General features: G+C 64.8%; 17 protein-coding genes. 13 read left to right on the forward strand and 4 right to left on the reverse strand.

All coding sequences use genetic code 11. The features are described from left to right. The first annotated feature begins 2 nt into the window (after window positions 1–2). The 4 genes from ACVJ19_RS17645 to ACVJ19_RS17660 are packed head-to-tail and all read left to right on the forward strand — an operon-like array spanning window position 3 to window position 5,321. Window positions 3–1,292 carry a TRAP transporter large permease gene (locus tag ACVJ19_RS17645; RefSeq protein ID WP_453950309.1) on the forward strand — a complete coding sequence of 430 codons (1,290 nt, stop codon included), beginning with the start codon at window positions 3–5 and terminating at the stop codon, window positions 1,290–1,292. Window positions 1,293–1,328: 36 nt separating this feature from the next. After that, window positions 1,329–2,495 (forward strand): acyl-CoA dehydrogenase family protein, encoded by a 1,167-nt coding sequence (locus ACVJ19_RS17650; protein ID WP_453950310.1) that lies wholly within the window; start codon window positions 1,329–1,331, stop codon window positions 2,493–2,495. A gap of 20 nt (window positions 2,496–2,515) precedes the next feature. Next, complete coding sequence (locus ACVJ19_RS17655; protein WP_453950311.1) at window positions 2,516–4,069, forward strand: AMP-binding protein; 1,554 nt, start codon at window positions 2,516–2,518, stop codon at window positions 4,067–4,069. A 7-nt stretch (window positions 4,070–4,076) separates the two neighbouring features. Beyond that, a complete protein-coding gene (locus ACVJ19_RS17660) occupies window positions 4,077–5,321 on the forward strand; it encodes an acetyl-CoA hydrolase/transferase family protein (protein WP_453950312.1) in 1,245 nt (414 codons plus the stop codon). Between the two features lie 2 nt (window positions 5,322–5,323). Here ACVJ19_RS17660 and ACVJ19_RS17665 read toward each other — a convergent pair whose 3' ends face one another. The 4 genes from ACVJ19_RS17665 to ACVJ19_RS17680 form a co-directional block, all read right to left on the reverse strand. Beyond that, the gene (locus ACVJ19_RS17665; RefSeq protein ID WP_453950313.1) at window positions 5,324–5,860 is read right to left on the reverse strand and encodes a hypothetical protein; all 537 of its coding nucleotides are present in this window, start codon (window positions 5,858–5,860) and stop codon (window positions 5,324–5,326) included. A 13-nt stretch (window positions 5,861–5,873) separates the two neighbouring features. After that, window positions 5,874–7,193: a hypothetical protein gene (locus tag ACVJ19_RS17670; RefSeq protein ID WP_453950314.1), complete on the reverse strand. Its 1,320-nt coding sequence runs from the start codon at window positions 7,191–7,193 to the stop codon at window positions 5,874–5,876. A gap of 61 nt (window positions 7,194–7,254) precedes the next feature. Continuing rightward, entirely contained in the window at window positions 7,255–9,666 is a 2,412-nt protein-coding gene (locus ACVJ19_RS17675) for an HAD family hydrolase (protein ID WP_453950315.1), read from the reverse strand. Between the two features lie 48 nt (window positions 9,667–9,714). Continuing rightward, entirely contained in the window at window positions 9,715–10,083 is a 369-nt protein-coding gene (locus tag ACVJ19_RS17680) for a hypothetical protein (protein WP_453950316.1), read from the reverse strand. A 96-nt stretch (window positions 10,084–10,179) separates the two neighbouring features. Here ACVJ19_RS17680 and ACVJ19_RS17685 point away from each other — a divergent pair, with 96 nt between their 5' ends. The 9 genes from ACVJ19_RS17685 to ACVJ19_RS17725 all read left to right on the forward strand — a co-directional run bounded on the left by ACVJ19_RS17685 (window position 10,180) and on the right by ACVJ19_RS17725 (window position 17,663). Continuing rightward, the gene (locus ACVJ19_RS17685; RefSeq protein ID WP_453950317.1) at window positions 10,180–10,878 is read left to right on the forward strand and encodes an RNA polymerase sigma factor; all 699 of its coding nucleotides are present in this window, start codon (window positions 10,180–10,182) and stop codon (window positions 10,876–10,878) included. A gap of 144 nt (window positions 10,879–11,022) precedes the next feature. After that, entirely contained in the window at window positions 11,023–11,847 is an 825-nt protein-coding gene (locus ACVJ19_RS17690; protein ID WP_211404916.1) for a flagellin, read from the forward strand. Between the two features lie 63 nt (window positions 11,848–11,910). Continuing rightward, the gene (gene fliD, locus ACVJ19_RS17695; protein WP_453950318.1) at window positions 11,911–13,593 is read left to right on the forward strand and encodes a flagellar filament capping protein FliD; all 1,683 of its coding nucleotides are present in this window, start codon (window positions 11,911–11,913) and stop codon (window positions 13,591–13,593) included. Then, a complete protein-coding gene (locus ACVJ19_RS17700; protein WP_453950319.1) occupies window positions 13,593–14,021 on the forward strand; it encodes a flagellar export chaperone FliS in 429 nt (142 codons plus the stop codon). The genes fliD and ACVJ19_RS17700 overlap by 1 nt, the downstream gene beginning before the upstream one ends. Before the next feature lie 170 nt (window positions 14,022–14,191). Beyond that, complete coding sequence (locus tag ACVJ19_RS17705; RefSeq protein WP_453950320.1) at window positions 14,192–14,464, forward strand: hypothetical protein; 273 nt, start codon at window positions 14,192–14,194, stop codon at window positions 14,462–14,464. 498 nt (window positions 14,465–14,962) lie between these two features. Further along, window positions 14,963–15,628 carry a flagellar hook assembly protein FlgD gene (locus ACVJ19_RS17710; protein ID WP_453950321.1) on the forward strand — a complete coding sequence of 222 codons (666 nt, stop codon included), beginning with the start codon at window positions 14,963–14,965 and terminating at the stop codon, window positions 15,626–15,628. 31 nt (window positions 15,629–15,659) lie between these two features. Then, window positions 15,660–16,925 (forward strand): flagellar hook protein FlgE, encoded by a 1,266-nt coding sequence (gene flgE / locus ACVJ19_RS17715; RefSeq protein WP_453950322.1) that lies wholly within the window; start codon window positions 15,660–15,662, stop codon window positions 16,923–16,925. 3 nt (window positions 16,926–16,928) lie between these two features. Next, window positions 16,929–17,189: a hypothetical protein gene (locus ACVJ19_RS17720; RefSeq protein ID WP_453950323.1), complete on the forward strand. Its 261-nt coding sequence runs from the start codon at window positions 16,929–16,931 to the stop codon at window positions 17,187–17,189. A 15-nt stretch (window positions 17,190–17,204) separates the two neighbouring features. After that, window positions 17,205–17,663 carry a flagellar protein FlgN gene (locus tag ACVJ19_RS17725; RefSeq protein ID WP_453955153.1) on the forward strand — a complete coding sequence of 153 codons (459 nt, stop codon included), beginning with the start codon at window positions 17,205–17,207 and terminating at the stop codon, window positions 17,661–17,663.

Consider the following 17,663-nt stretch of genomic DNA (forward strand, 5'->3'; position numbering starts at 1 on the left):
CCATGACACCTTTCATCGTTCTCGCCCTGCTGTTCGGCCTGCTCGCGCTCGGCACGCCCGTCGGCTTTGCCATGGCCTTCTCCGGCTCGGTCGGCCTCGTCATGGTCGGCGGATGGTCCACCCTGTTCGGCATATTGCAGACCGCGCCGCTCTCGACCGTCTCGTCCTACGAACTGATCACCATCCCGATGTTCCTGCTGATGGCGGACCTCGTGCTGCTCTCGGGCGTCGCGGATGATCTGTTCAAGACAGCGTCGGCCTGGGTCGGCCGCATTCCCGGCGGGCTCGGAATGGCGACCGCGCTCGCCGGCGCGGGTTTTGGTGCCATCTGCGGCACCTCGACGGCCTCGGCCGCGACGCTGTCCTCGACCAGCCTGCCGGCGATGATCCGCCAAGGTTACGAGCCCAAGATGGCGGCCGGTGTGGTCGCGATATCAGGCACCTTGTCGATGCTGCTGCCGACCAGCGTCGCGCTCGTCATCTTCGGCCTGCTGGCCGAAGTGAACATCGGAAAGCTGCTGATCAGCGGCATCATCCCCGCGATCCTCGTCACCATCACCATCATGGCCACGATCTATTTCCTGGTCTGGCAGGATCCCTCGCGCGCGCCCGCTGCGAAATCGGTGCCCTGGCGCGAGAAATTCGCGCTGCTGTGGCAGGTGTCGCCGATGGTGGTATTGTTCTCGATCGTGACGGGCACGATCTATCTCGGCGTCGCCACGCCGACGGAAGCGTCCGCCTTCGGCGCGTTCGGCGCCTTCCTGCTCGCGATCGTCAAGGGCAAGATCACGCCGTCATCGCTCTACAGGACGCTGCTGCGCGCCTGCCACGGCACCTGCATGATCATCATGATCCTGGTCGGCGCCTCGATCTTCGGCTATTTCTTCACGCTCACGCATGTGACGCAGGACCTCGTCGCCTGGATCGGCTCGCTGCCGGCCTCGCGCTGGGTGATCATCACGTTGATCCTGTGCGGCTACATCGTGCTCGGCTCCTTCATGGACCAGATCGCGATCCTGGTGCTGACCGTGCCGATCGTGCTGCCGCTAATCAAGACGCTCGGCTTCGATCCGATCTGGTTCGGCGTCATCAAGATCGTCACCGCCGAGGTCGGCATGATCACGCCGCCGGTCGGGCTGAACTGCTTCATCGTCGCCCGCTATGCCAAGCGGCCGGTGGCCGAAGTGTTTCACGGCACCTTCCCGCACTTCATTGCGCATCTGATTGTGATCGCGATTTTGGTGGCGTTTCCGTCTATCATCCTCTGGCTGCCCTCGCAGATGGGGCGCTAGGATCGGAGCCCCGCTCCCAAGAAGGAGATCAAGAACATGGATTTCGCGCTCACCGATCAGCAGGAAGCTATTCGGGATGCTATCGCAAAAATCTGCGAAGGCTTTCCCGATGCCTACTGGCTGAAGAAGGACCACGACGGCGGCTTCCCGCATGATTTCCACAAGGCGCTGGCGGACGCCGGCTGGCTCGGCATCTGCGTGCCGGAGGAATATGGCGGCTCGGGGCTCGGCATCACCGAGGCCGCGATCATGATGCGCACCATCGCGGAGTCGGGCGCCGGCATGTCCGGCGCCTCCGCGGTGCACATCAACGTGTTTGGTCTCAACCCCGTCGTCGTGTTCGGCACCGAGGAGCAGCGCAAGCGCATGCTGCCGCCGATGGTCGAGGGCCGCGAGAAGGCGTGCTTCGCCGTCACCGAGCCCAACACCGGCCTCAACACCACCCAGCTCAAGACCCGCGCCGTCGCCAAGAACGACCGCTACATCGTCAACGGCCAGAAGGTGTGGATCTCGACCGCGCAGGTCGCGCACAAGATTTTGCTGCTGGCGCGCACCACGCCGTTGGAGGAGGTGCGCTCGCCGACCCACGGGCTCAGCCTGTTCTATACGGATTTCGATCGCAACAAGATCAAGGTCCACGAGATCGAGAAGATGGGCCGCAAGATCGTCGATTCCAACGAGCTGTTCTTCGAGGACTTTGAAATCCCGATGGAGGATCGCGTCGGCGAAGAGGGCAAAGGCTTCCAGTACATTCTCGAGGGCATGAACCCCGAGCGCATCCTGATCGCTGCGGAAGCGGTCGGCCTCGGCAAGCTGGCGCTGTCGCGCGCGACCGAGTACGCCAAGACGCGCGTCGTGTTCAACCGCCCGATCGGCAAGAACCAGGGCATACAGCATCCGCTCGCGGTCAACTGGGTCGAGCTCGAGGCGGCCTGGCTGATGGTGATGCAGGCGGCCTGGCAATACGACAAGGGCTTGCCGTGCGGCGCCGGCGCGAACGCCGCGAAATACTTTGCGGGCGAAGCCGGCTACCATGCCTGCGAGCAGGCGGTGATGACGCATGGCGGCTTTGGCTACGCCAAGGAATTCCACGTCGAGCGCTACTTGCGCGAAGTGCTGATCCCGCGCATCGCGCCGGTCAGCCCGCAGCTCGCGCTCAGCTTCATTGCGGAAAAGGTGCTGGGGCTCGCGAAGTCGTATTAGGCTGGCCGCGGAGGATCGCCATGAACCTCGCTCACCATCTCCTGCGTGCCGCCAAGGCCGACGCGTCCGCGCCGGCCTTGCTCAAGGGGCTGACGCCGGTTGCCGATTACGGCCGGCTCGCCGCGACGGTGGCGTCGCTGGCCGCCTCGTTGCAGCAACGCTTCGGCCTCGGCAAGGGCGAGCGCGTCGCGCTGCTGATGAAGAACGTGCCCGACTACGTCGCCTGCCTCTATGCCTGCTGGCACGCCGGCCTCGTCGCCGTTCCCATCAACGCAAAGCTGCATCCGCGCGAGGTCGCGTTCATTCTCGACAATTCCGGCGCTGCGGTCATGTTCGTGACCGAGGACATGGCGAGTGTCGCTTCGGAAGCATTGGCGCTCGGCACGGCCAGCCCCCGGATCATTGAGATCGGTTCGGCCGAGTATCGTGCCCTCGAAAAGATCGACGGCATCGCCATCGCCGATGTAGGGACCACCGATCCCGCCTGGATCTTCTACACCAGCGGCACTACCGGCCGGCCCAAGGGCGCGGTGCTGAGCCATCGCAACCTGCTTGCGATGTCGCTGAACTATCTCGCCGAGATCAATTCTGTCGTCCCCGGTGAGGCGCTGCTACACGCAGCCCCGATGTCGCACGGCTCCGGCCTCTACATGGTGCCGCACGTGCTCGGCATGGGCGCGCAGATCATTCCGGAGAGCGGCCGCTTCGAGCCGGACGAAATCCTGGAGCTGACGGCGAAGCGCGAGAACATCTCCTTCTTCGCTGCGCCCACCATGGTGCGGCGCCTGACAGTCGCGGCGGAGGCGGCGGGCGCGACTGCGCCGGGGCTGAAGACCATCATCTATGGCGGCGGTCCGATGTACGTCGCCGATTGCAAGGCCGCGCTCGCCGTGTTCGGGCCGAAGCTGGCGCAGATCTATGGTCAGGGCGAGACGCCGATGACTATCACCTACTTGCCGAAGTCGATGCATGTCGACGCCGGTCATCCGCGCTACGAGGAACGTCTCGCCTCGGTTGGCATCGCGCAAGGCGTAGTGCAGGTGCGCACCGTGGACGAAGCCGGGTGCGACGTTGCGCGTGACGAGATCGGCGAGATCATCGTGCGCGGTGACACCGTGATGTCCGGCTACTGGCAAAACCCGGACGCCACAGGGAATACGCTGCGCGACGGCTGGCTCTATACCGGCGACATGGGCGCCTTCGATGCAGATGGCTTCCTGACGCTGAAGGACCGTTCCAAGGACGTCATCATCTCCGGCGGCACCAATATCTATCCGCGCGAGGTCGAGGAGGTGCTGCTGCGGCACGAGGCCGTAGCGGAGGTTTCTGTCATCGGACGGCCGCATCCGGAATGGGGCGAGGAGGTCGTGGCCGTTGTCGTTCCCGTCGCGGGCCGGGCGGTGACGCGAGACGAACTCGACCAGATGTGCAACGCCTGGATCGCGCGGTTCAAGCGGCCGAAGCATTACTACCTCACCGCCGAGCTGCCCAAGAACAGCTATGGCAAGATCGTGAAGACGGAGCTGCGCGCGCTGCTCGGCGAGGCCTCCGCGCGCCTCACCCCGATGGGCTGAGGCGGCGATGTCCGGGAGCGCGCCGCCGATCGATTTCTCTGGCTTGATCCGGGAAGGCGATCTCGTGGTGTGCGGGCAGGCGACGGCGGAGCCGGTCACCCTGACCGAAGCGCTGATGGCGCAGGCGCCACAGCTTCCGTCCTTTCGCATCATGGTCGGGCCGGTGTTCTCGGAGACGTTTCTCGCGGCAAGCGCGAATATGTCGTTCCAGAGCTATGGCGTGATCGGCAATGCGCGGCGGCTCGCCAGGGCCGGGCGGCTCGATGTGATCCCGAGCAACTACAGCGCCTTCTGTGCCGATTTCGCTGAGCGCCGCCACAGGGCTGATGTCGTTCTGGTGCAGCTGGCGGAGTCAGAGGGAAGGCTGAGTGCCAGCCTCTCGAACGACTATGTCATCGATGCCGCGCGCGGCGCACGCCTCGTTCTCGCCGAGATCAATCCCGATGCCCCATTCACGTTCGGCGCGGAGTGGCCGGAGGACGTGCCGATCCACCAGCGCGTGCCGGCCCGCCGTCCGCCGGTCGAATTGGCCTCGACACCGCTCGACGACGTCTCGCGTCGGATTGCCGCCCACGCGGCTAGCCTGATCTCTGACGGCAGCACGCTGCAGTTCGGCGTCGGCCGCATCCCGGACGCGGTCTTGTCGTCCTTGCCGCATGCGCGCAATCTCGGCATCCATTCCGGCCTGATCAACGATGCGGTCGTCGATCTGATCGAGCGCGGCGCAGTGACGAACACGAAGAAAGGGCTCGATGCCGGGATCACCGTCACCAATCAGGTGATCGGGACCCAGCGCCTCTATCGCTTCGTGCATGAGAACAAGGCGGTGTCCGTGCGGCCTACGTCCTACACGCACGGCCAGAACGTGCTGGCACGGATCGATCGGCTGGTTGCGATCAACTCGGCGCTTCAGGTCGGACTCGATGGCAGCGTCAATTCCGAGACGCTGAACGGCGTTGCGGTCGGCGCGATCGGCGGGCAGCTCGATTTCGTGCGCGGCGCCAATGCGTCACGTGGCGGCAGGGCGATCATTGCGCTGCCGGCGACGGCATCAGACGGGTCTAGCCGTATCGTCGCCAACGTCGAGACCGTGACGACGCCCCGCGCCGATGTCGATGCCATCGTCACCGAATGGGGCGTTGCGGAGCTGCGCGGCTGCGGTCTTGCCGAGCGCGCGCGCCGCATGATCGCGATCGCGGCGCCAGAGCACCGCGACGCTCTGGCGGCACGGAGCCGCGGCTCCTCCTTCTAGCCTCAGTTCATCATCGCAAGCGTCGGGCGCTGGCCCTCGCCGGACCCGATGATTGCGGGGATATCGGTCGTCTCTCCGGCGATCATGCCCGACATCTGCCAGAACAGGTGCGCAAGGCGGGAGAACACCAGCCGCTCGCGTTCGGCGGGAACGGTGCCATCCGGGATCGTCACGGTCTCCAGGCCGACGACCTTCTTGAAGTCCGGCCAGATCGTCATCGACTGCGCAATCACGGAATAGCAGCGCGGATCCTCGTCGCTCTCGTCGGGCGCCGGTGGCAGACCAGGATATTGCGTCGGCGCAACGTAGAACTTGTAGGCGCCATAGCCGAGCCGGAGCAGGAATTTCTCGGGGACGGCGACGTCGGCGGCAAAGGACACCAGCCGCGCCTCGCTCAGCACGTCCGCTTCGATTGCGCTGAGGTCCGATGCGCGCAGCGCGGAGCAGAAGGCGAGATCGCGATTGTGTTCGCGGAGCAGGTTGGCCAGCGGCTGCTGCTGTTGCACGGTGTCGGTGAGCAGGATGATGGTCTTGAGCATCGTCTGATATCCGTCAGGGGAAAAGGTGGCATGCGGTCATGGCCGCATGGTCGGAGGCGTGGGTCGCGAAGAAATCGTTGGCGATGCGCTGTCCCGGCGCGATCTCCAGAATGCGGTAGCGAGCGAGCGCGGCGGCTTCGCGCGCGGCGCCCACGTCGTCCTGCCAGGCGCAGAGCGACAGCTCCAGCCGACCGTAGCCACCGCTATCGGCGGCATAGGCACAGGTCACGGCTTCCACGGTGGCAGCCACCGCGCCCGCGTCACTGGCCGAGACGTCGCGCAGGATCACGGCGATGCCGCCGCCCGTTTCGGCCTTCGACGTCATCACCATGAAGGCGTCGCGGGAGCCGTTGCGGCCGGCACGGCGGGCGGTGCGTGCGATGCCGGCAAAGCCTGGGTCGGGACCAAGCTCCAGCGTCGTGGTCTGCTGGTCATGCAGGATCGTGGCGCGCATCGCGCCGAGGTCACCTTTCAGCGCATGATAGGAGCGCGGCAGCCACACCGTATCGAGCGGCACCTGTGAGGAAGTCAGGCTCCAGGCCTGGTCGAGCAGATAGCCCTCCCAGATCGCAGGATAGGATGCGGCGAGTTGCTGCCAGGCGCGGAGCAGCATCTCGGCGCGCGGGGTGCGGCTGAGATAGAGCGTGCGCGCCGACATCTCCCAGCGGTTCCACTTGTGGAGCGCCACGTCGCAGCCGAGGAAGGACGGCAGCAGCGGCGCCTCGCGCAACACCGCGCCGGCCTCGACGAACAGCAGCGGCTCGCGATATTTGTTCCACATCCGCAGCATGAACTCGGCCTTCTCGAAGCAGAGGATGCGGTCGCCGAGCTGGGTATCGATCGGTTCGATGTGGCAGGCGAGGTCGAAGCGCTCGAGCGAGTGCCGGAGTGCGAAGGCCGCGGTCGCATCGCCCCCGCGCGGATAGCAGGAGACGATCCGCGGACGGACCGTGGACGTATCGGCTGCGGTGAGGAATTTCGACCAGCCGATGCCGCCCCACCACATCTCGTGCGGGCCGTCCGCGCCGCAGGGGCCGACGGTGCCGAATTCGGTCAGCTTGGACTTGAGGAAATCGAAGCCGGGATTCTCGCCTCGAGGAATGACGACGGCGCAGCCCGGGGTGAGCGAGCGGTAGAGCAGCTCGGCGCCTGCCCCGCTCGGCGGCTCCTTGAGGATGATGACGCCGTTCCGCCTGCCCTCGCTGAAATCGTCGAGCATCGGCGCACCGTACTGCTCGACCAGCCAGCCCAGGCGGTCGCGCTGAATCGGGCCGAGCCTGACGCCGCCGGATTGCAGCAGCCGATCAAGGTTTTCGTGCGTCCCGTCCGTCAATTCCCGTGCCCCCTCGCGCCAGCCTTGGACTTCAACGTCCGGGGCGGTGGGATCAGGCGCACTATTTGGTGCCGGCGCCGAGCGGGGAGATCGCGACGGAATAGATCGCGATCTCCTGCGTCATCGGCGCCACCGGGATCAGCAGGCAGCCGTCGTCGCTCTCGGCACGATAATGTACGCCGTTCCGTTGCAAGCCGGCATAGACCAGGCTCTCGGCTGCAATGCCGATAACGTCCTGACTTGCGGCGGCCTCGCGGATCTCGCCGGCGGATTGCATGGTGACGCCATGCAGGAGGCCCTCGGCCGCGAATTTCGGCAGCGGAAGCGCCAGCATGGCGATACCCATGGCACGCGAGACCGGAATGCGCACGCGCAGCTCCCCGAGCCCGGTTCGGTGCACGGCGACCGATTCCAGCGCCGCCTCGCCATTGGCGCGAAACAATCCGACCTGAACCATGCCGCAGGGGCTCTCTTCGAAGACGTCGGCGGGCAAGCGGTTGGCGCCGAACAGCGTGTAGAGATAGGCGTAGGACGGTGACATCAGCGCGAAGCTGCCGGCAAGCCACATCGGCGGCCCGGCCGACGTGCAGGCCGCCGAGAGGCCGCGGGCGGTGATCTGATTGCGGACGAAATCGCGGTCGAGCATCGGCGCCAGTGCCTGCGTGCCGAGATTGACGTCGTGCTGCAAGCCGCCGAGCAGCGCCAGCTCGTCGTCATCGGGCAGCAGCAACAGGCGCGCCAGCGTCGCGGCGCTCCAGCGCGCGGCGATTTCGGGCGCGGCATAGGGGCTCAGAGAGAAGTCCCGTGCGACGTCCCCGGCGCCTGCCGCGAAGGCGAGTGCACCGGCCTGGATTTCGGCGGCGAGCGCGATCTGGCTGGCGGAATGCGGGTTGATCTCGCGCAGGACCTTGTCACCGTCATAGTCGCGCACGGACCCTTCGGCGGAGCAGCAGGCCTGCTCCAATAGCGCGACGTTGCGCACCAGCATGCGCTTGGGGTGAGGCGTGATCACGAGATCGGAGATGAAGCCTGTCGCGCTATCCTGCTCGGCGAGATCGTCGAAGGAATCATCGAGGGAGATGAGATAGGCACCATGAAGACGGATCCTGATTCCTTCGAGGTCAAAGACCCGCCGGAGGGCCTTCTGCACGCTGCCGGAATAGCCGAGGTCGGCAAGCACGAGGTCGGTGCAGTCGTCGAAGTCCGGTATCGCGTGGCGCAGATAGGCGAGCAACCGCGCGCGCAGAACTGCGGCGAGTTCGAGAAGCTCGCGGGTCTCCATCAGGGCGGGCAGCGCGTCGGCGAGTTGCTGGCCGGTCACGATCCCGTCGGGCGATCGCGCGAAAAACGCGGCGACTTTCGGTGGCAAGACCTTGACCATGTCGCGGAAGGTCGGCGCGTCGAACTTCGCTATCTTGGACAGGAAGTCGACGAGCGGCTGCATCGTGTCGGCCGAGGCCGTCAGGCTGACGCGGCGATTGATCTCGAGATAAGGCGTCGTCCCGTGCAGCTGTTCCCAGATCCGGTGCGACAGGAAGCCGTCGCGGCCGAGAAAGCCGAGAGCGACATGCCGGCCGGGACCCGCAACCTGCTCGCAGCGCTCTGCGACAAAGGCGTCGAACGCAGTCATCACCGGACCGAGCACCGTCGCGCCAAGGTGAAAGGCCGGAGACTTCTCGGCGCTTCGTGCGGCCATCATGCGCCGCAAGGTGCGCGAACCGTGATCGAGCCGCGAAGGGGCGCCCGGACACAGCAACTCGAACAGCGAGGTTTCACGCTGCAGCTTCGAGGTCAATTCCCGCGAGGCCTGGGGATAGTAGCGCGGTCGAATGCCGTGACGTCGCGCGCCCTTGATGTCGGCGTGCTCATTGTCGCCAATATGGAAGGAGGCGCCGGCGTCGACGCCCTGCTCGGTCAGGTATTTCGCGAACAGCGCTTCGCTCTTGCCGCTGCCATGATCGCAGGATGCGTAGAGAAAGTCCCACACGAGGCCGGGGCGGCAAGCGCGCAGCAGCCGCGCCAGCCGGTCGGAATCCCAATAGGTGTCGGAGATGAATCCGACGCGATGGCCGGCGCGCTTCATGTCCGAATATTGCCGAAACATGTCCGGATTGACGCGGCAGAGCTCGAGCTCGGCCGCGAACTCCGATTCGACGAGGTCGCTCAGATCGCGGCGCGTGAGACCGAACAGATTGAACGGAAAGAGCGAATAGATTTCCTCGATGTGAACTTCGACCGCGCCGCGCTTTTCCTTCGCGGCCCTGCGTGCGCGCCCTTCGGCCTGGATTCGATGCTGAACGAAACTGATAGAAACATTCGGACGAGTTCTTGAAATGCCCGAGAGCTCGTAAGTCCTTTCAAACACACCATCTGGCGTCGTGCAGGCGCGAAGCAGAAATGTATCGAAAACATCGAACGACCAGGCAGAAACAATTTTGGCGCGGCGCGCTGCGCCGGTCGTTGCGATCGTCATGCTGAAAGTCCCCCTCCACCAGGACGATTAACGTGCGCATTTGACGAGTCAGGCGCCACGCGCGCGAAAAAAGTTCACGCGTGATTCAAAATCGCATTCGTCGCGACTGACAGATTCAAAAAAAACGCTAGGTTCGAAAAAGGTGATTCGGAAAAAATTGCCGAGTGCGGAAGTCGTCTCGCGTTCATTCACACTCGGAAACAATCGCATCTTCATGCGCTGCGCGCGTGCCGCGTTCGATCGCCTAGTGCCGCGTAATGTCAGCGTTTTCTCTCCACGACGTCTGTTCAGGATGGATGATCCGCCATGGCGCGAGACGATGTGACGATTGCAGGTGCGACGCGCGAGATGATCGCGCAGTCGGCAATTATTGCCCGATACTCGGCAAAAACGACCGGCTAACATCTTGAAAAACAACGAAAATTCTTCGCCTGGATTGTTTTGGTGGCCCGTTCAACGCCTGGAAGCCGTGTGGCATGTGCGCCGCCGGCATTGCGGGTTGGAGGTTGCGGGATGAGTTACGCTGCTGATGTCTGGGCTCCCGCCGAGGCCGGGATCACGACGACGGCGCCGGTCGATGCGATCGTGCAGGTCGCGCCGTCGGTGCCGCTCGCGCCGGACAGCGCGCCTGATACCGCCGATGTCGTCTTCGACGAAGACAGCGAACTGCTGGACAGGCTCGCTGCCGACGACGAGGCGGCGTTCCGCATGCTGGTCGAACGGCACATCGATCGCGCCTATGCGATCGCGCTCCGCATCGTCGGCAATGCGGCGGACGCCGAGGACGTGGTGCAGGACACGATGCTCAAGGTCTGGAGCCATCGGGGTCGCTGGCAGCACGGCCGCGCCAAGTTCTCGACCTGGCTCTACCGCGTCATCTCCAACCGCTGCATCGACATCAGGCGCAAGCCGCGCAACGAGAACGTTGAGACGGTGCCGGAAGTCGCCGACGGTCAGCCCGGCGCCGTCGAGATCATCGAGCGCAACGAGCTGAACGGCATGCTGGAGCTCGCTATGCAGTGTCTGCCCGAGCAGCAGCGCATCGCGGTGATCTTCTCGTACCACGAGAACATGAGCAACGGCGAGATCGCCCAGGTGATGGACACGACGGTCGCCGCGGTGGAGTCGCTGCTCAAGCGTGGACGTCAGCAGCTCCGCCAGCTGCTGCGCAAGCACGAACGCGACATCCGCACCGCGTTTACCGACTGTTAACCATAAAATTCGCCGCGAAAGAATTTCCGCGCCTGATCTCTGTGCACTCCGCCGTTTGAGCGAACGGACGGGGCTGCGGTCCGCGTCGTCGTAAGTCGATTTCCACGATGCGGCACGCCATGCCCATCAGCACAGGAGCTTCCAATGCCCGCAATCAATACCAATACCGCCGCCAACGCCGCGGTCCGTTACCTCAACATCAATTCGTCGCAGGAGACCAGCTCGCTTTCGAAACTGTCGAGCGGCTCGCGCATCACCTCCGCGTCCGACGACGCCGCTGGCCTTGCGATCTCCACCCGCATCTCCTCGGACGTCACCACGCTGCAGCAGGCCGCGACCAACGCCTCGCAGGCGACTGCGATCCTGCAGACCGCCGACGGCGGCGCCTCGAACATCTCCGACATTCTCGCCCGCATGAAGTCGCTGGCCTCCGAGTCCGCTTCGGGCACCACGACCGACTCCAGCCGCGCCTACATCAACTCGGAATTCACGCAGCTCACGAGCGAAATCGATTCGATCGCGTCCGGCACCCGCTATTCCAGCCAGAGCCTGCTCGACGGTACCAGCGTGTTCGCCTCGGGCGTCTCGGTGCTGGTCGGCTCGTCCGGCTCGGACACCATCACGATCACGCTGACGAGCCTCACCGCATCCTCGCTCGGCGTCTCCTCGCTCGACGTCAGCACGCTGTCGGATGCGACCTCGGCGCTGACCACGCTCGATACGGCGATCGATACGGTGTCCGCCGCCCGCGCCAGCATCGGCGCCCAGGAATCGCGCTTCAACTTCAGTGCCGACTCGATCTCGACCCAGACCCAGAACCTGCAGTCCGCGAATTCGGCGATCAAGGACGTCGACATCGCGGCGGAGCAGTCGAAGCTGTCTTCGGCGGAAGTGAAGACGCAGGCCGCCGTCTCTGCTCTTGCCGCCGCGAACCAGATGCCGCAGTACCTGCTCAAGCTGCTGGGCTGATGATGATCCGGGCGGGCCGGCGCGACGCCGGCCCGCTCCCTATCCAGGGGATAGTCAGGCAAAGTGACCATCGTCAGTTCAACCAGCAGCAGCACAAGCTCCGGCGTCACCGTCACCACCAGCGGGACGACCAATTCGAGCAGCATCGACTGGTCCGCACTGATCCAGTCCGCCGTCGACGCGAAGACCGCGCAGGCGGACACGATCTCGACCACGATCACGAGCAACGAGGCCAAGATCTCGGCCTACCAGACGCTGCAGACCGATCTGCAGACGCTGTATTCGGGCCTGTCGTCGCTTTCGACCGCGGTGGTCAACTCGCTCTCCAGCAGCGCGTTCGCGACGCGCGCGGCGAGCATCAGCTCGACCGGGGATGTGAGCGCCTCCTCGGCGCTCTCCATGACGATCAAGAACGGGGCTGCAATCGGCGACCACACGCTGACGATCAGCCAGCTCGCGACCGCACACAAGATTTCCGGCACCGCGCAATCGAGCCAGACCGACGAGCTCGGCTATTCCGGCACGTTCTCGATTGGCCTTTCGGGCGGTGCTACGTCCGACATCACCGTCACCAGCACGATGTCGCTGCAGGACGTCGTCGATGCCATCAACGCCCAGACCTCGACGACCAATGTCCAGGCCTCCATCGTGCAGGTCTCCAGCACGTCCTACCAGATGGTGCTGACCGGCACCGAGGATGCCGCTGATATCACTTATTCCAGCACGTCCGGCGACGACATCATGAACGAGCTCGGCGTGACCGACAGCTCGGGCAGCTTCACCAACGTCATCCAGGAGGCGCAGTCGGCCGAGTTCACGCTCGACGGCATCGCGATGACGCGCGACACCAACGACATTTCCGACGTCCTGAGCGGGGTCACCTTCAGCCTGCTTCAGGCGACGCCGGACGGAACCTCGCTGAACATCAGCATCGAGACCGACACCAGCCAGATCGAATCGGCGCTGGAGACGTTCGTCACCAACTACAATGCCTTTCGCGACGAGGTGATCGCCCAGCAGGCGACCGCAACCGACGGCACGGCGGACTCGAGCGCGGTCCTGTTTGGCGACGGAACGATGCGCAACATCATGGATGCGCTGCAGAACGCGCTGAACAGCACCGTGGGCGGCATGACCATGTCCGATCTCGGCCTGTCCTTCAACGAGAAGAACGAGCTGGAGCTCGACACCTCGACGCTCTCGGAGATCCTGAGCACCGATCTGAGCGACGTGACCAAGCTGCTGTCGGCGCAGACCACGACGTCCTCGAGCCAGCTCAGCGTGGTCAACACCGGGACGTCGCCGCAATCCTTCACCCTGGATCTCACCGTCGATTCCGACGGCAACCTCACCTCGGCCTCGGTCGGCGGCGATTCCTCGCTGTTCACGGTCAGCGGCACCACGATCATCGGCGCCTCCGGCTCGATCTATGCCGGCATGGCCTTCACCTATAGCGGCTCGACGTCGCAGTCGATCACGGTGACCTCGACCACCGGGATTGCGTCGCAGATCTATCAGATCGCGAAGACCTATTCGTCGTCATCAGGCGCGCTGCAAACGCAGATCACCAGCCTGACGAACCGCGACGACGAGCTTCAGCAGAAGGTCGACGACATCAACAGCGCGGCCTCGACGCTGCAGTCGCAGCTTCAGACGCAATACGCGAAGTACCAGGCCGCGATCGAGAGCGCCAACAGCACGCTCGACTATCTCAAGGCCCTGCTCAATTCCAGCTCGAGTGATTGATGATGCATAATCCGATGGCGTACATGGCCAACCAGGCCTATCGGGGAACGGCAACGACCGTGCCGCCGCTCAAGGCGGTGTCGATGCTGCTTGGCGGCACGATCACGTTTCTGCAGAAATCGCTGGCCGCCCAGGAGGCACGTCGCTTCGAGGAAGGGCACGACTACCTGATGAGGGCGACCGCGATCCTGCGCGGGCTCAGCCACAACCTCGATTTCACCAGAGGCGGCGACATGGCGGAGCGGCTGTTCCAGACCTACAACGCGATGATCCTGGCGAGCCTCAAGGCCTATGGCCGTCCGCACGCTCGCCAAAGTTTCGGCCGCATCATTGCCGGGTTGACCGAGCTGCGGGAGGCCTGGGAATTCGTCGACACGACCGTGCGGGGCGGCAAGCTGGGACCGGCCGATTCGGCCCGCAAGGGCTGAAGACGCCCGCTCTCCGCGACGCGGGGAGGGAGGCGACGGGACGGCCCGCCGTTTCCGCCGCTTTCTGTGGTGCTGCGGGCCGATTTGGCGTCCGAGGCCGCTGAAATCCGGGTTTCCGCCGCGCCTGCAATGCTTTATGACGGGCCTGACCGAGGCGGGATCGGCGGGCGATGGACGTCACCGAGTTTGAGGAACTGATCGATCGGCTGGGCGAGGATCTCTCCCTCTGGCCCGACGACCGGCGTTTGCCCGCCGAAGCGCTGCTGGCGCAATCCTCCGCCGCGAAGGCCCTGCTGGAAGAAGCACGCGCGTTGCGCCAGGCGCTCGCAGCGCCCCCGGTCCGCGCGCCCAAAGGCCTCGCCGACCGCATCGTTGCAGCCGCCGCCAACATGAAGAGCGACACCGCCGAGCCGCGCACGGAAGGCGAAACGGCGGAGAGCTGAACGGCTTCTCTCGACAAGAACTCGTTTCTCTCTTCACCTCTCCCCTCGTGCGGCACGGCTATCGCAGATGGCTTCTTGGTGACGGCCAGAGCAAGCGCCTCGTCCTTCGAGACGCCCGCTCCGCGGTCTCCTCAGGATGAGGCTAAGCAGCATCGGCCCCGCTGAAATTGCAGCCGCGCACTCCGCCCTCTTCCTGAGGGCCCGCCATCGGCGGGCGTCTCGAAGGATGGGCTGCGGGGCGAGCTATGCGCCGTGCTTCTTCATATGCGATAGCCCTGCCGCGTGCGGGGAGAGGGAGCGCAGCGTCACCGACGCTGCAAATCACCTTGAACTCATCGTTCTTCTAGCGCGCCCACACGGCAGATTTTGCCGTATCGAAAGCCTTTTTCGCGTGCGCGAATCCTCGCCTGAATCCGCGTGCCCGCCCGTTTCATCAGCACACAGATTTCAAGTGCCGTCGCCGATCTCCGGCGGGTCGCACGCGAACCGGAGTGACTGATGACCGTTTCCGCGACGAGCTCCGTCTCGACAGCCGCCACGACGACATCGTCGTCGTCGAGCTCGTCGTCGACGTCCCTGACCTCGAGCGAGTTCCTGAGCATTCTGGTCAGCGAACTCGAGAACCAAAATCCGCTGGACGCGACCTCGACCACCGATCTCACCAATCAGCTGATGTCCTATTCGAACTACAATCAGCAGCAGTCGATCAATAGCAGTCTCAGCTCGCTATCCAGTTCGTTCTCCAGCCTCGTCACGCTGAACTCGGTCAACTACATCGGCCACAATGTCGAAGCGAAGTCCGACACGACGACCCTGAGCAACGGCTCGGCGACGTTCGGCTATTCGCTGTCCTCGGCCGCTTCGAACGTCTCGATCAGCATCTCGGACTCCTCCGGCAACGTCGTCTACACCGGCACCGGCACCGGCAATTCCGGCTCCAACAGCTTCACCTGGGACGGCAAGGACTCCAGCGGCAACCAGCTCTCCGACGGCGGCAAGTACACGATCTCGGTGACCGCGACGGATAGCGCCGGCAACTCGGTCCTCAACTACACGACCGTCACCGGCACGGTGACCGGCATCGACACCTCGACGTCCACGCCTTCGCTCACGGTGAACGGCGTCGCCGTCAGCGCCGCCAACATCCTCGGCGTCACGTCCTGATCTCACGGCCTGCCCTTCTCGGAGTTTCATCATGAGTCTCACCGGTGCATTGTCTTCGGCGATCTCGGCGCTCAGTGCGCAGAGCCAGTCCCTGTCGATGATCAGCGACAACATCGCCAATTCGAGCACGACGGGCTACAAGACGACGTCGGCGATGTTCGACGCACTCGTGACGGCCTCGAGCAACACAACCTCTTACGCATCGGGCGGCGTCACCGTCTCGGGCCGTTCCAACATCACCCAGCAGGGCCTGCTCGCCGCGACCTCCAATGCCACCGACGTCGCGATCCAGGGCTCGGGCTTCTTCGTGGTGACCAGTGCCGCGACCGGCGGCATCACGTCCTACACCCGCAACGGCGCCTTCACGATCAACAATGCCGGCTATCTCGAGAACAACGGCAGCTACCTCGAGGGTTGGCGCACCGATTCGGACGGCAATGTCGTCGGCAGCGAGTCGGCGAGCAATCTCGAGGCCATCAACACCCAGATCGCCTCGACCAGCGGCAGCGCCACCACCAAGACCACGATCGCGGCCAATCTGCCGTCGGATGCCGCCACCGGCGACACCTATACCAGCTCGATGACGCTCTACGATTCGCTCGGCGCGGCGAACACGATGCAGATCACCTGGACCAAGACCGGCTCCAACGCCTGGAGCGCGAGCTTCGCCAATCCGACCTCGACCTCGGACACCACGACCGCGACGGGCACGGCCTCGGGCACGATCGACATCACTTTCAACAGCGACGGCTCGCTTGCCAGCACCAGTCCGGACCCGGCGACCGTCTCGATCACGGGCTGGACCGACGGTGCGGCCGACAGCACCATCACCATGGACCTCGGCACGGTTGGCGGCACCGATGGGCTGACGCAATATGCGTCCGGCGAGACCACGCCTTCGGTCAACGTCACCAGCATCGATTCGGACGGCCTGTCCTACGGCAAGCTGTCGAGCATCTCGATCGGCAAGAACGGCGTGGTCGACGCCACCTATTCCAACGGCGAGACCATCGCGATCTACAAGATCGCCGTGGCGACGTTCGCCGATCCCAACGGACTTGCCGCCGCCAGCGACGGCCTCTACTCGGCGACCGTGGCGTCGGGCAATGCCGCGCTGCAGGCCTCCGGCGAGAACGGTGCGGGCACGATCTACGGCAGCGAGCTGGAATCCTCGACCACCGATACCTCCAGCCAGTTCTCGAGCATGATCTCGGCGCAGCAGGCCTATTCCGCCGCGTCCCAGGTCATCTCCACCGTCAACAAGATGTACGACACCCTGATCTCGGCGATGAGGTGAGCGATGTCCGGCGAAAAGACGGGCGCTGCCGGCGAAGCGCTGTTGCGCCGGATGCAACGGCTCCTGGCGCGGGCCGCGACCATTAGGGGCCGTGACCGCAAGCAGCTCCTTGCGCTGCTCGACGACGTCGAAACGACACGCCGCGGCCTTCTGCGGGAATGCGCGGAGATCGAGGGCGAGATGCGGCAGGCAACCGTGAGGGCGACCGCGATCGGCGCCTACTTGCGCAACTCGCAAGTCCAGCGCGGCAAACGGCATAACTAGAAGAAGGCGATGACCATGAGTGTAGCCCAGGCCAAGATGACGAACGCTGCGAATGGCGACGTCAGGATCAAGTCGCTGATCACACTGATCGACACGCTGACCGTGCTTGTCGCCGAGGAGAATGCCGAACTCGCCAAGGGCTTGCCGGCCTCGCGCCTGAAGCAGGTCGACGAGAAGAACCGGCTGGCGGAGATGTTCGAGCGGACGGTGGCCGAATGCGCGGCGGGCACGACCAGCCTGCACGTGCGCGACCGCATCCTGCGCGAGCAGCTGATGGAGCGGATCCTGAAACTGCGCGTGGCGATGGACGAGAATCTGGTGCGCCTGCGCGCGGCGATCGAGGCCAGCAACCGCCGGATCGAGGCGGTCATGCAGGCGATCCGCGAGCAGATCGCTGCGGTGTCACCCTATGGCGCGTCCGGGCGCGTCGCCGCCGCCCGCGCCGTCTCCAGCGGCACCAGCCGCAGCGCCTGA

The sequence above is a fragment of the Bradyrhizobium sp. USDA 376 genome (genome assembly GCF_054063675.1).